10 protein-coding genes are annotated in these 12,795 nt (G+C 54.9%); 3 read left to right on the top strand and 7 right to left on the bottom strand.

Annotated features, from left to right (window positions below):
• Nucleotides 1-31: 31 nt before the first annotated feature.
• Nucleotides 32-1,549, top strand: coding sequence for a trimethylamine methyltransferase family protein (locus Q1B27_RS05290; RefSeq protein WP_299844615.1), 1,518 nt, complete (start codon nucleotides 32-34; stop codon nucleotides 1,547-1,549).
• Nucleotides 1,550-1,591: 42 nt separating this feature from the next.
• On the opposite strand, the gene Q1B27_RS05285 is transcribed toward Q1B27_RS05290, so the two are convergent.
• The 3 genes from Q1B27_RS05285 to Q1B27_RS05275 all read right to left on the bottom strand — a co-directional run bounded on the left by Q1B27_RS05285 (nucleotide 1,592) and on the right by Q1B27_RS05275 (nucleotide 5,826).
• On the bottom strand, nucleotides 1,592-2,599 hold the full coding sequence (locus Q1B27_RS05285) for a LysR family transcriptional regulator (RefSeq protein ID WP_299844612.1): 1,008 nt from the start codon (nucleotides 2,597-2,599) through the stop codon (nucleotides 1,592-1,594).
• A 139-nt stretch (nucleotides 2,600-2,738) separates the two neighbouring features.
• Complete coding sequence (locus Q1B27_RS05280; protein ID WP_299844609.1) at nucleotides 2,739-5,282, bottom strand: ATP-binding protein; 2,544 nt, start codon at nucleotides 5,280-5,282, stop codon at nucleotides 2,739-2,741.
• Nucleotides 5,283-5,316: 34 nt separating this feature from the next.
• Nucleotides 5,317-5,826 (bottom strand): molybdopterin-dependent oxidoreductase, encoded by a 510-nt coding sequence (locus Q1B27_RS05275; protein WP_299844606.1) that lies wholly within the window; start codon nucleotides 5,824-5,826, stop codon nucleotides 5,317-5,319.
• A gap of 223 nt (nucleotides 5,827-6,049) precedes the next feature.
• Here Q1B27_RS05275 and Q1B27_RS05270 point away from each other — a divergent pair, with 223 nt between their 5' ends.
• On the top strand, nucleotides 6,050-6,655 hold the full coding sequence (locus Q1B27_RS05270) for a response regulator transcription factor (protein ID WP_299844603.1): 606 nt from the start codon (nucleotides 6,050-6,052) through the stop codon (nucleotides 6,653-6,655).
• A 15-nt stretch (nucleotides 6,656-6,670) separates the two neighbouring features.
• On the opposite strand, the gene Q1B27_RS05265 is transcribed toward Q1B27_RS05270, so the two are convergent.
• From Q1B27_RS05265 to Q1B27_RS05250, 4 genes are all read right to left on the bottom strand, one after another.
• On the bottom strand, nucleotides 6,671-8,785 hold the full coding sequence (locus tag Q1B27_RS05265; RefSeq protein WP_299844600.1) for a N,N-dimethylformamidase beta subunit family domain-containing protein: 2,115 nt from the start codon (nucleotides 8,783-8,785) through the stop codon (nucleotides 6,671-6,673).
• Entirely contained in the window at nucleotides 8,782-10,173 is a 1,392-nt protein-coding gene (locus Q1B27_RS05260) for a TRAP transporter large permease (protein ID WP_299844597.1), read from the bottom strand. Before Q1B27_RS05260 ends, Q1B27_RS05265 begins: the two co-directional genes overlap by 4 nt.
• Nucleotides 10,170-10,652, bottom strand: coding sequence for a TRAP transporter small permease (locus Q1B27_RS05255; protein ID WP_299844595.1), 483 nt, complete (start codon nucleotides 10,650-10,652; stop codon nucleotides 10,170-10,172). The genes Q1B27_RS05260 and Q1B27_RS05255 overlap by 4 nt, the downstream gene beginning before the upstream one ends.
• A gap of 75 nt (nucleotides 10,653-10,727) precedes the next feature.
• Nucleotides 10,728-11,726 carry a TRAP transporter substrate-binding protein gene (locus tag Q1B27_RS05250; RefSeq protein ID WP_299844592.1) on the bottom strand — a complete coding sequence of 333 codons (999 nt, stop codon included), beginning with the start codon at nucleotides 11,724-11,726 and terminating at the stop codon, nucleotides 10,728-10,730.
• Nucleotides 11,727-11,834: 108 nt separating this feature from the next.
• Between Q1B27_RS05250 and Q1B27_RS05245 the strand changes: the two genes are divergently transcribed.
• Nucleotides 11,835-12,734, top strand: coding sequence for a LysR family transcriptional regulator (locus Q1B27_RS05245; protein ID WP_299844589.1), 900 nt, complete (start codon nucleotides 11,835-11,837; stop codon nucleotides 12,732-12,734).
• The last annotated feature ends 61 nt before the right edge of the window (nucleotides 12,735-12,795 follow it).

The raw sequence follows: 12,795 nt of genomic DNA, 5'->3' as shown, positions 1-12,795 counted from the left end.
CCAGTAAGAGAAAGCATGGTGGAGAACGGCAATGGCATCGCAGACCCGCAGATCAGGACGGCGTGAAAGGATGGCGCTGCGCGCTGCCGGGCCGTCCGCGAACCCGGCGGCACCCGGGCAACCGGGGGGGCAGTACACTCCCCTGAGAGAGGCGGATATGCACAGCATCTACGCCACGGCGCTGCGCCTGCTGGAAGATCTGGGCATGGGGGAGGTTCCCGACCGGCTGGCCGATGTGCTGATCGGGGCAGGGGCGGTCGCTCTGGGCAACGACCGGATCAGCCTGCCACGCGCCCTGGTTCAGGCAACGATCGCCATGGCCGCCAAGACCTTTACCTTTCATGGCCGCGATCCGGCGCGATCCATCGAGGTTGGCGGCAAATCGGTGCATTTCGGAACCGGCGGCGCCGCTGTGCAGGTGCTGGACATGAGTACGGGCGCCTATCGCCCTTCGACCCTGCTGGATCTGCACGATTTCGCGCGGTTGCAGGACACACTGACCAATGTCAGCTGGTTCACCCGCTGCTGTATCGCGACAGACGTGCCGGACCCGTATGACCTGGATGTGAATACGGCATATGTACTGTTGAAGAACACCAGCAAGCCGGTGGCGACGGCGTTCACGCTGGCCGAACATGTCGATCCGATTGTCGGGATGTTCGACATCGCCGCCGGGGGCAAAGGCGCCTTTGCCGCGCGGCCCTTCGTTAAAGCGCATATCAGTCCAGTGATATCGCCGATGCGCTATGGCGAGGATGCGGTTGATGTGACTTTTGAGTGTCTCAAACACAATATCCCCCTGTCTTGCATAACCGCGGCGCAGGCGGGGGCCACCGCCCCGGCGACGCTGGCGGGGTTTTTGGCGCAGTCGCTGGCCGAGACGCTGGCCAGTCTGGTGATGGTCAACGCCATCAAGCCCGGTCATCCGATGGTTTTTTCCAACTGGCCGCTGGTCATCGACCTGCGCACCGGGGCCTTTGCTGGGGGCGGCGGCGAAATAGCGGTGCTGAACGCGGCTTCGGCGCAACTCAGCAACTGGCTGGGGCTGCCTTCGGGCGTGGCCGCCTCGATGAGCGACGCCAAGGCGATTGACGCGCAATACGGAGTGGAAAAGGGGATCACATCATTGGCGGCCGCGTTAGCCGGCGGCAATCTCATCTATGAGTCATCAGGTATGACAGCGTCGCTTTTAGGTGCCAGTTTCGAGGCGTTCATTCTGGATGACGAGATGCATTCGGCCACATATCGCGCGCTGCGTGGTGTGGAAGTGAGTGAGGAAAATTTGGGCTATGAAGCCATCTGCGAGGCAGTGCTTGGGGATGGGCATTTTCTAGGCGAAGCGCAAACCATGGCAGCGATGGAACGGGATTACTTCTATCCCGAACTGGCTGATCGCGATGATCCAAAATCCTGGGCAGACAAGGGCGCGCCTGATGCTTGGGCCATGGCCCGGGAAAAAGCGAGAGACGTATTAGCCACGCATCACCCCAACTACTTGACCGAAGCGCAGGATGCCGCGATCCGCAAGCGTTTTGAGATCAGTCTGTAAGTGCGCTTTGGTCTAGTGTTGTGAGGTTGGCACCGTAGTGGTTCACTTGCTCTTGACTGAAAAGTCTACGCTAGGGACAGAATCTTGATCCTTCAGCAAGCAGAATTGGTCATTCAACCAAGGCAGTTGCGCGACTGCAGGGTCAATCGCGCGGGTCTGTATTAGTTGGCGTAATGTGGCGACAACGGTGTTCTTTGCCGTTTCGTCGTGAATTTCTGCAGTGAATACAGAAAGCGTCCGGGAAAATCCTTTGCCGGGAAAGGGAACCAGCCGCAGTTGGCGATGAAAGCGGCGGGCTCGGGCGTAACAGGTCGGTGTTGTGATGGCCCAACCGCACCCATCGGCGACCATGTTCATGATTGATTGGTTGCTCTCGAATTCGAACCGGTTGGGCAGCGTAATACGCAGGCGACGTAATTGTGCCTCTATCAGAGAGCCGATGATCTGGCTTTGGCTGTAGCGCAGAAAGGGCAGCTTGCTGTTTCCGTTCAGATATTCCTCGGGAGCGATAGAGTCTTCAAGTGGAACGGCTAACACGAACGGATCCCGCAGCAGAGGTTTCCCGATCAGACCCGGTTGGTCGAATTGCGGTTGGGTGGCTACGCCGATATCGATGTCCTGATCGCGCAGAAGTGTCAGTATCTCATGGCTGGGCCGGGTCAGGTGGCGAAAAGCGCAATTCGGCATATGGGCGTAAAGGATACGGGCCAGTTCCGGAGCAATCTCGCTATCAAAATCCTCAACCAGTGCCAGAGTTAAATTGCGCGTATCGGAAAAACTTCGCGATTGTGCCTCAATCTCGGCCTGGCGCAAAAGGCGCATGGCCGCGCCGGCATTGCGCAGGAAACCCGCACCGGCTGAGGTCAGCGGCATCGGGCGGCGGCTGTGATCGAAAAGGGGCGTGCCCAAGGTTTCTTCGAGTTTTGAGAGATGATGCGAAACGGTGCTGACCGATAGTCCAGCCTGTTCTGCAGCAGACTGGACAGACCCACCGCGCGCGACCAGTTGGAAAACTTCTACCCATTTGAGGCTGAGTTTGGATTTTTTCATGCGCCGCTGATTGAAAATTTCTAATTTACGTAATTAGATATTCGATAAATTCGAAAAAACTGCAATCATTGATCCTTTGAAATCGCAGACAACTGTCGATTTGATGGGATGCCCTTCAGGGCTTTTGTGTGCGATTGGATTAGGCGGCGTGACGACGGTTGTTTATTTCGTCCGTCGTAGCGCTCCACAAACCGGGAAGGGCCTTGAGTTCCTCCTCAAGACCTGCGGGATCACCAGAAAGAATGGCGTTTTCCGCACGGCAAAGGGCTGTCTGTAACGCCACAGCGCCGAAGGTCGCAGCGGAACCGGCGAATTGGTGCAGTTCCGCGGCAAAATCAGGCTTCGATCGGCCTTTGATATCGGAGAGCCCGTCGATGAAATCCTGCCCTTCTGAGATAAAATCATCCAATACGCGCGTCAGATTTTGGGCGGGCAGCACAGCGCAGAGTTGATCCAAAACCTGGGTGTCGATGCCGGTTTGCGCTCCGGCAGGACGTTCACGCACCGGCCCGCCTGACAGAATATCTCTGAGAGCCGCGCGGCGCAGTGGTTTGGTGCAGATTGCATCAATTTGAACGCCTTTGAAACGCTCGTTATGTTCGGGCCGGAAATGTGCTGTCAGGGCGACGATGCGGCTTTCTTTTGAAGCGCCGTTTCCATTGCGGATTTGCCGCGTGGCCTCAATCCCGTCGATGCCGGGCATGTTGATATCCATCAGAATCAGATCGAAGCACCAGTTATGGGCGGCGGCGACCGCCTCTGACCCATTCCTGGTCAGAGTTACAAAATGGCCGTCCTTGCACAGCATTTCATTCAAAACAAACCGGCTGGTATCGTTATCTTCGACCACCAGCACACTCAGCGCGCGTGGTGGCAGCGTGTGCAACTCGTGATGGGGTGGCAATGCTTCGGTACTTCGCGCACGTGGAAGCGGGACGCGCACCCAGAAAAGGCTGCCTTCTTCATAGACACTTTCTGCGCCGATCGTGCCCCCCATTAGAGTAACGAGGTGCTTTGCAATGCCTAAGCCAAGCCCAGTACCTTCGGTAGTATTCTGATCCTCAAGGCGAACGAAATCATCGAAAATGCGGGGCAGGTCATCTTCGTCGATACCGATGCCGGTGTCGCTGATCTGGAACTCGATTTCGTCCCTTAGTGCATCAGCCGGGCCAAGGCGTGTGGCTTCGATGGTGATCTGACCGTCGCGGGTGAACTTTATAGCGTTAGACAAGAGATTTAGGAGAACCTGATGCAGACGGTTCTGGTCGCCTAAAACCGTTCCTAATGGAACTGGAGAGCGCACCAACTGAAGATGGCTGTTTTGCAGTTCGGCCTGCGCTTGCTGAGTTTGGATCAGATCATTCAACAACGCGTCCAGATCGAACTGATTGCTTACAAGGCTAAGATGTTCACCATCCGCCTGTGTCACATCAAGCGCGTCATTGATTTGGTTCAGTACCAATTGCCCCGAGGATTGCATGATCTGAGTATAGCGCGCCTGCTCAGGTGTCAGTGGTGTGTCATCAAGCAAATCCAACGCGCCCAATATACCATTGAGTGGTGTCCGCATTTCATGGCTGATCATACCCAGAAAACGTGCTTTGGCCCGTTCACCGGAAAGGGCCTTGTCGCGGGCGGCGTGCATTTCTGCTTCAGTAGCGATGCGTTGCGAAATATCACGCAGAAAGCAGACGCAGACGTTGTCGCCGGATCGCGAGGCCATGTTGGCCGATAGTTCGATCGGGAACGTCCGGCCCGTTTTGTCACGTGCGGACAGTTTGGTGCAGAGGTTGGGACCCTGTGCACAAGAACCAATCAACATATCGCCCGTGACCGCTTCTGCTATGCCGACCTCATTGGACTTTGACAAAATATCGGACACGTTTGTACGCAACTTGCCGTCATGCGGGAGGCCGAAGATGGCATGGGCCACGCGATTGCCTTCAAGGATTGCGCCACTTGGACATACAACCAGAATGGCATCCTGTGAGGTGTTGATGATGGTCGCAAGACGGTTCAGGGTCGTGCGGTTTTGCATCGCACGCCGACGATACCGGATATAGAGTTGCCAGAAGAGTGCGAGAAGCGCGGCGAGCGTAATTAGGAGCGCAAGACTGAGCAAGATGAGTTGCGTTAACTTGCTGACCAACTGGGTTCTTTGCTCCTCGCGACGGGAGACATCGTAGGCGATACCAATACTGGAAAGACGAACAACCGATGTGGTCAGATTTTGTGCCAGGCGGAGCAATTCTGGCTGGTTTTGCAAAACCAGCGCATCGCTTGCATCCACGATCTCAGCCTGTTCGCGAACACCTTTGCTTAGGACAGCAACCAGATTGCGGGCGCGTTCACCACTGAGTACCTGGCGGTAGGTCTGCGCGGTTTCAATCGTGTTGACCCGACTGTAGAAAATATCGAACCGTCGCCGCATCTCAGCCAGACCGGTATCAGGCTCAATGCTCAGCCTTTCAACGGCATGGACATATTTGGCGTGTTCCACTTCAAGTTTGGCAACCGTCCACTGGATATTGTCGCTATAAGCGGTGCGATAATCATCAAGCTTGAGAAAGACCTGCGCTGTCAGAATGGCTGTCGCAAAAAGACAAAAGGCTGCTGCTGCGCTCAGCAATGTCAGCTGTGCGCGACGGGCCATGATGCGTCGGATCATCTTGCGGGCAGTCAAAAGATACGCCCCTTTATGTTACAACTATTGCTTGCTAACGCGAAATAACCATTCGGTCCAGTTGCCAGATGCTACGGGAATAGATTGTTTCGGTTCGGTAGATCGCATCGGAATCAAAATTATAGACCAACCAAAGTGGCCCTTTGTCACGCGGGGTCATGGTTTGCCCGTTCATGAGGTAGGCTATGATAGCACCGCTGTTTGTGGGGTCTTCGATTGGCATGTTGATGCTGTAATCGTTGATTGCTACAAGTTCTAAGTTTCCGCTTTTTGCACCGACATGTTCCAGCAGACTTAGCAACGGTACGCCGGTGAAGTTTTGCACACCACTCGTCCAGTTGCTGGTGGTTGAAAACTCCACGGATGGAAGTGCGACCAAATCCGAGTAGCCTAGTGTAAAGACCGTGGTATCAACATCGCTGGAAGGTTCAATTTCGATTGTCAGTAGGATTGGTTCTTCGGCATTAGCGCGGAAATTGTATGGGGTGCTGAAAACCAGATACAACGCCACGATCACCAGAGCGGCAATTTTTAACTTGAACATATTATGTAATCTTTCCAACTCGTTCGGCGACTCTATCAACACTGCTTTCGGTGCGATTCACCATCCCCCTATGCAAACGGATAGTCACCGCGTAATATTGCTCTGGTATTAAGAAGTTATTTGCCTCACAAGAACCACATCGCGCGGGACGGGAAGGGCTGCCTATTGCTAGCTGATTTAACAGCCAAGTCTGGGTATGCGTACTGAACCAAAGAGGGGTCGAATGCAAAAACTGTTACTCGCAGATGATCACGAACTGGTGCGCGAAACCATCGCAGATTTCCTGAGATTACAGGGCGGGTTTGATGTGGTGACGGCGCAGTCTTTTGACGAAGCGATCTCGGTCGCGCGGGCAAAGGGCCCGTTCGAACTGGTGATGCTAGATTATTCGATGCCTGGTATGGATGCACTTTCCGGGCTTGCCCGGATGCGGGCACAGACCGGGTGTCCGGTTGCCATCCTGTCTGGTACGGCGACACCGGATGTAGCACGTCGAGCTTTATCTTCCGGGGCATCAGGCTTTTTACCCAAGACACTTGCACCGCAATCGCTGGTCAGCGCGGTCCGACACATGCTGTCCGGCGAAGTTTACATGCCGCTGGAGTTTCTTAACAATGGTGAGACCAACGAGACGGATGTCAATCTGACCCCGAGAGAGCGCGATGTGCTGTTGGGGATCACCGAGGGCAAGTCCAATAAGGAAATTGCCCGCGATCTGGATATCCAGGAAGTGACGGTGAAGCTGCACGTCAAAACACTCTCGCGCAAGCTTGGGGCCCGCAACCGGACACATGCGGCAATGCTGGGTCGTGATCTGGGGTTGATGTAAGTCGCCCAAAAGGGTTCAGTTTAGATTGCGCCGCATCACATTTTCCAGAAGTCGCGAAATATTGTTGTCGTAGTCGTTCCAAGGCAGGCTTCCGCAGAAAGTAATCGAACCGGTGGCGAAAACAGACCCGCCGCCGGGATATTCTGCCAAGATCATGTCGGCGTGTTTGGCATCGGACTCCGATCCGCCTGTGAGGTTGGTCAGGTGGGTAAGCTGTTCCTCAGGAACCAGCATGAAGCCCTGTTCGCGGGTGACGGACCGTGCCAGCAGGACGGTGTTTTCAGGTGTGCCCAAGCGGGCGTCCATATGATCCAGTTCGAATCCCGCAGCGCCGTTGCCGGAATAGCCGAATTCGCCGAGAATTTCCTGCTCAATACCTTCAAATACCCAGTCATAGGCTGGATCGGTACAGGTTCTGCGGTAGGGGTCACCGAAAAATTCACCTTGGGCGGCAAAACCTATTGCAACAAGTTCCTGTGGCGCTCGGCCATTGCGGCGCCAGAGACCGCCATAGCTGCCATCAAAGGCATTGTAATACTCGCCTGGCTCTGCGGCCCATGCACGAATGCCGTCTTCGGCCCGACGTATCTCCAGAAGACTGTCATTTTCAGAATGAACTGCAATGCGCCAGTAGAAACCATTTCCGCCCAGATACATAAGGTGCCCGCCCGCATCGCGATAGTCTTGTAGGGCATTTAGGGTCACAGATGTGTGATACTCAGGATGGCTACCTGTGGTCACGCTCTTGTAGCCCTCTATCGCGGCATGACCTTCGCGGTGCAATTCGTGGTCTGTCACAACGTCATATTCGATCCCCTTGGCATGTAGCCATGAGATCAGGTGCATATCTGCCGGAAAATGTCTGAGGCCCGAGCAAGTTGCGTCACCAAATGTCAGGTATCCCGGGCGCAGGTTGAACAATGGGCGGTGATGCGAGGCGTGGCAGATGCCATAGCCATCAGAATGGGTGTTATAGGTCGAAAGACCATAATGCGGATACTTGGCTGGATTGTATGGATATGCATCCCAATCGTCTATCCGATCTTGCCACGAGGGATGATAATCCGGGCGGGCGTGGTTGCCATAGATCGAATAGGTGAAAGTAGAGATCAGAACGCAGAGATCGGCCTGAGGTCCATTTTCTTTCGATGCGCAAACGAAAAACGGGATCGCATCGCTGTGTGTGCCACAGCACAATCGCATGATGTAAACGCCCGAGGGCATGTTATCTGGCAAAGTAAAGCTGAAATCGGTATCCCAACCGAAGTCATAGATGTCGTCCTCGTGAAAATGGATGGCAGCATAGTGGGCGGGTCTGTGCGACCAATTCATCTCGGATCCATCCCAAGCGTGGCTGGTCGTGGCGCGAGTGGGAAAGTTGATCAGGTTGAGATCTGGACCCGCGATTGCCGGAATGGTTTGTTTTGGAATGTCACAAGAAAAATCCCAAGCGCAAATTTCCGCACCATTGGCCGTTATAACAGGGGCCTCGATCTTGCCGTTGAAATGCTGTGTGACAGTGTTGTTCTTCAACGCCGCAGCCACGGTCGGTATGCCGGCGAGTTGCGGTGGAACAGGTGTGAAGCCCTCAATCGTGATGGGATGTTCGGCGTAGCGTCCGAATTGTTGTTGGCGCAACGTGATCTTCGTGCCTTCAACATGTGCTTCGATTTGGTGCCAATGGCGCAATTTTATCTTGCTGTCAGTGGAAAGAACCGTGAAGCCGATGCGCAGGCAGATGCTGCCATTTGCGTCGATGAAAAGTTGGTAGTCACCTGCGCCTAGAATTGTTTGCGGCTGGCCAGTTAAGAGTGTGGGATAGATCTTGGCCACAAAGGTGAGTGACGCATCTTGCGGCGCGGAGATTTCCTTTTGTCCGATACCATACGATCCGGCGGTGAAGGGGCGGCGAACGGATGGGAACTCTTGGCGCGGAAAGTAGGCCGTGGCATCTTTTTCCACGATGCCGGGACTTTCGGGGTTTGGGTCAGCGCTGATCGAGCGCATAAGCTGTGCCGTGAATGGTTGCTCGGAAAGTGAGGAGACCTTGAATTCGATGGTCTCGCCCGGACTTGCTGAAAGGCGATCAACATAGCCCAGCAAGGGCAGTTCTTTGGTGTGTTCATTCATCGCATCGGCCCGTAAACAAGATCGGGCAGGAAGGTGACCCAATCAGAGAAGAAGACAAGCAATAAGATCATCGCCAGATAAGGGATTAGAAGGGGTAGAACACCGACCGATATCTCCTCGATCGAGATTTTGCTGATCCGCGCTGCGACAAAAAGATTTACACCGATGGGCGGTGTAAGAAAGCCGATTTCACAAGTCATTACTGTGAAAATGCCAAAAACCACCGGGTCGATGCCCAGGCTGGTGACCAGCGGGAAGAAAACGGCGGTGAAGATGATGATTTGTGGAATGCTTTCCAGCCACATGCCGACAAGGATGTAGAAAACGCCGATCAGCAGCATCACCAGCCAGGGATAGTTAACCATCCCCCGGAAAAGGCCCAGAACCGCGTCAGGTATGTCGAAGATAGTTACGAGTTGTCCGAAAGCCTTGGTAGAGCCGAGAATGAAGAGAACCGTGCCAATTACGATGGCAGTGAATTTGAAGGCATGAAAGAGCTTTGCCAGGGTGAGCCCGTGATAGATAAACAGGCCCACGAAAAGCCCGTAAGCGACGGCCACGCCTGCGGCCTCGGACGGCGTGAAGATGCCCGCATAGATGCCGCCCAGAATGATAACCGGCGCCATGACCGCCCATTTGCCGTCCCAGAACGCCTCAAGTAGCGGACCCCAGCGGAATTTTTGTCCGCTGCCGCCGTAATCGTTTCTGACCGAGACGATGAAGACAACGACCATCAGCATCAGACCCAATAAAATACCGGGAATGATGCCCGCCAGAAAAAGGCGGGGAATCGACACGTCGGTAACCAGTGCGAAGATAATGAGCAGGTTCGACGGCGGGATCATGCTGCCCAGTGCCCCCGCCGCGGCGGCAATGGCACCTGCAAAGCGCGACCGATAGCCTTCTTCCTGCATCGCAGGGATGGTGATCGAACCGATGGCGGCGGTGGTGGCGGGGCCGGAACCGGACAGCGCGGCAAAGAACATGCAGGCCACAACAGTAACCAACCCTAAGCCCCCCTTGTAGGCACCGACAAGGCGTTGGGCGATGGTCACCAGCTTTTCCGACATGCCGCCCTGTTCCATCAACTGGCCCGCCAGGATGAAAAGCGGGATGGTAACCAGCGGGAACGGCTCGAACGCGGTCCAGGCGGCTTGCGCCATCAGGGTCATCGGGATGTCGGCGATGTACAGCCCCGCGACCGTCGCGATACCGGCGGCGAAGGGGATGGGCACGCCGATTGCCATGGTGACGACAAACACCACTGCCATGAGAATCGGGCCGTTCACGCCGACTGCAAAAGCCAGCAGGACGGCAACGATCATGACACCCAGAATGACGGTGGGGACCAGCCCGGAGCGGGCCTGTTCGATTGCGGGCCGGGTCACAGCGGCAACCCCTCGAACCGGTCATTGCGCCAGCGCCAGTATACCTGAAGGATGCGGAACAGCATGAGGCCGAACAAAATCGGGATGAACATCTGGACCCAGCGTTGCTCGATCCCCAGTCCCGGCGTCTGATAGGTGACGTTGAAGAGAAGCCGGGTATAGGTGGTTGTCTGCACAATCATGAAAATGACAAATCCCAGCCAGAGAGCATCGGCCAGTACGACCGAAAAGATCTGAAATGCGCGGGGCAGGCGGCTTATTAGCAGGGTGATCCGGATATGTGCCCTATCGCGCACCGCCATGGTAGCCCCCAGATATACCGCGAAAATCATGCCATAAACGGCGGTTTCCTCAGCCCAGGCAGCGGCAGAATGAAAGAAAAACCTAAGCACCACTTGCATAAGAACAGACCCCACCACCACGCTGAGAAAAACAGTGCACAGCACCTCTTCGAAATAGCGATCAAGCTTGCTCAGCATAGGTCGGCCCTTGAAGTGAGGGGGAAAGCGGAAGGCAATACTTGGGATGCCATCCGAAAGTTCAGTGAGTGGTGGCTATTCTGCTGCTGCGCGGATTTCGTTGACTAGAGAAGTGAAATCCTCTCCCTTGTCGGCCGCGTATTTGTCTTGAACGCGTTGACCGGCTGCGATGAAATCACTGCGATCGAATTCGGCGGTTTTCATACCGCCTTCACCGGTCAGGAAGGCGCGGATTTCATCGACCTGTCTGGTCATTTCCTCTTTCTGGAAAATTCCGGCATCGCGGGCGGCGCGCATCACAGCGTCGCGCTGATCCTCGTCAAGCTTGCCCATTATCCTGCTGCTGGCGAAGAGGGGTGAGAAATAGGTGAAATGCTCGAGCGCGGTGAAATGCGGCATGATTTCATAGAATTTCTGCGACTTGATGAAGGAGGTGCCATTGTCCGCGCCTTCGACTGTTCCAGTTTGCAGCGCGGTTGGCGTGTCGGCCCAGGGCAGTGGAATCGGGGCGGCGCCGAATTCAGTAAAGGTGTCGATCATCACCTGGTTTTTGGGCACTCGCACCTTGAGGCCCGCCATATCCGCCATGTTGGTGATCGGGTTGCGCGAGTTGTAGAAATCGCGATCGCCAACAAAGCCGAAGGTCAGCAAGTGCACGCCGGTCGCTTCCTGTAACTGGCTGGCGAATCTCTGTCCGACCTCACCTTCCAAGACACGGTAGGCATGTGATTTGTCCTCGAAGATATAGGGCAGCACAAAGGCATCCATAAGCGGGAAATGCGGGGAGATGTTATTGCCGGTGATCACGTGCATGTCGACAGTGCCAAGCTGCATTGCCTTGAACGCCTCATCCTCCCCCATAAGCTGTCCACAACAACGCACTTTGACGTCAATGCTGCTACCGGAATATTCTTCTGCCAGCTCTTCAAACTTGTTGGCCAGAACGCTGTAAGAGCTCCCCTCGGCCGCGGCATAGCCAAGGTTTATGGTCACATCGGCCGCCAGGGCAGATAGGGGTGCGATCGAAAGGGTTGCAGCCAAAGCGCTGCGGGCAAAGATGTTAAAAGGGCGCATGGTGATCTCCGGGTTGGTCGTGGATTTTATTGTTATTCGGCAAGAGTGGCATAAATTTTGGTGCCGGTATAATATTAGATTGGCACGAAATGATACCGAAAGAGCATCATGAAATTTGGTTTAAGACATATCCGCTATTTCATCGCGGTTGCTGAGGAATTGCATTTTCGCCGCGCAGCAGAGCGGTTGGGTGTTGCTCAGCCAGCCTTAAGTCGGGCAATTCAATATCTTGAGAGAGAGTTGGCGGTTGTTCTTTTTGATAGGACCAATCGGTCTGTGCAGATTACGCGAGCGGGTGAGGCATTCCTCAAAGGATGCCGCGGTATCGTAAATTCCATCGAACATGCTGTAGACAATACGAAACGCGCGTATTTGGGTCAGGTGGGTTCTTTGCGCATCGGCTATACCGATATGGCAATTGCCGGGCCACTGCCAAGTTTGTTGAAGGCGTTTCAGGATCAACAGCCCGACATCGTCTTACAGCCCCATCACGGTGTGACGGTGACGCAAATAGAGAAACTGGATGACGACGAGCTTGATATCGGTTTTGTCACAGGCCCCATAAGTCATTCGGGATATGCGCAATGGCCGATTGCGTCGGAGAGTTTTGTCTGTGTGCTTTATGAAAGCCATCCATTGGCCGGGCGTACCAGCGTCCGGCTGGAAGAACTGGCTCAAGAGGATTTCGTGCACGGATCGTCAAAAGACTGGCAGCAATTCTATTCTTATCTGATACCTCTATGCCGCCGGGCCGGATTTGTTCCCCGGATCGTGCAAGAAGCGTTCAACACCGCAGGTATTCTGGGCCTCGTTGCTTGCGGTATGGGCGTGACAATCCTGAGCGACAGTGTGCGCAAATCGGTGATGCCGGGCCTTGTGATCATTCCGCTTGAGGATGTCACCGAGCAATTGCAGACGGTTGTGGTCTGGAAGGCTGATGCTGTCGAAGGGCCGAAAGAGCTGTTTGTTCACTACCTGAAAACGGGTGTTGAGCGCTTGGAAATGTAGCGCGACATCGCTCTTTCACAGTATTTCGACCATTGCGCATGGACGGCACCCCGTGCTTGGC

It is taken from the genome of uncultured Roseovarius sp. (assembly GCF_947489715.1).
GTDB lineage: Bacteria > Pseudomonadota > Alphaproteobacteria > Rhodobacterales > Rhodobacteraceae > Roseovarius.
The sequence above is the reverse complement of the archived record's forward strand: the minus strand, read 5'-3'. Positions and strand labels throughout refer to the sequence as shown.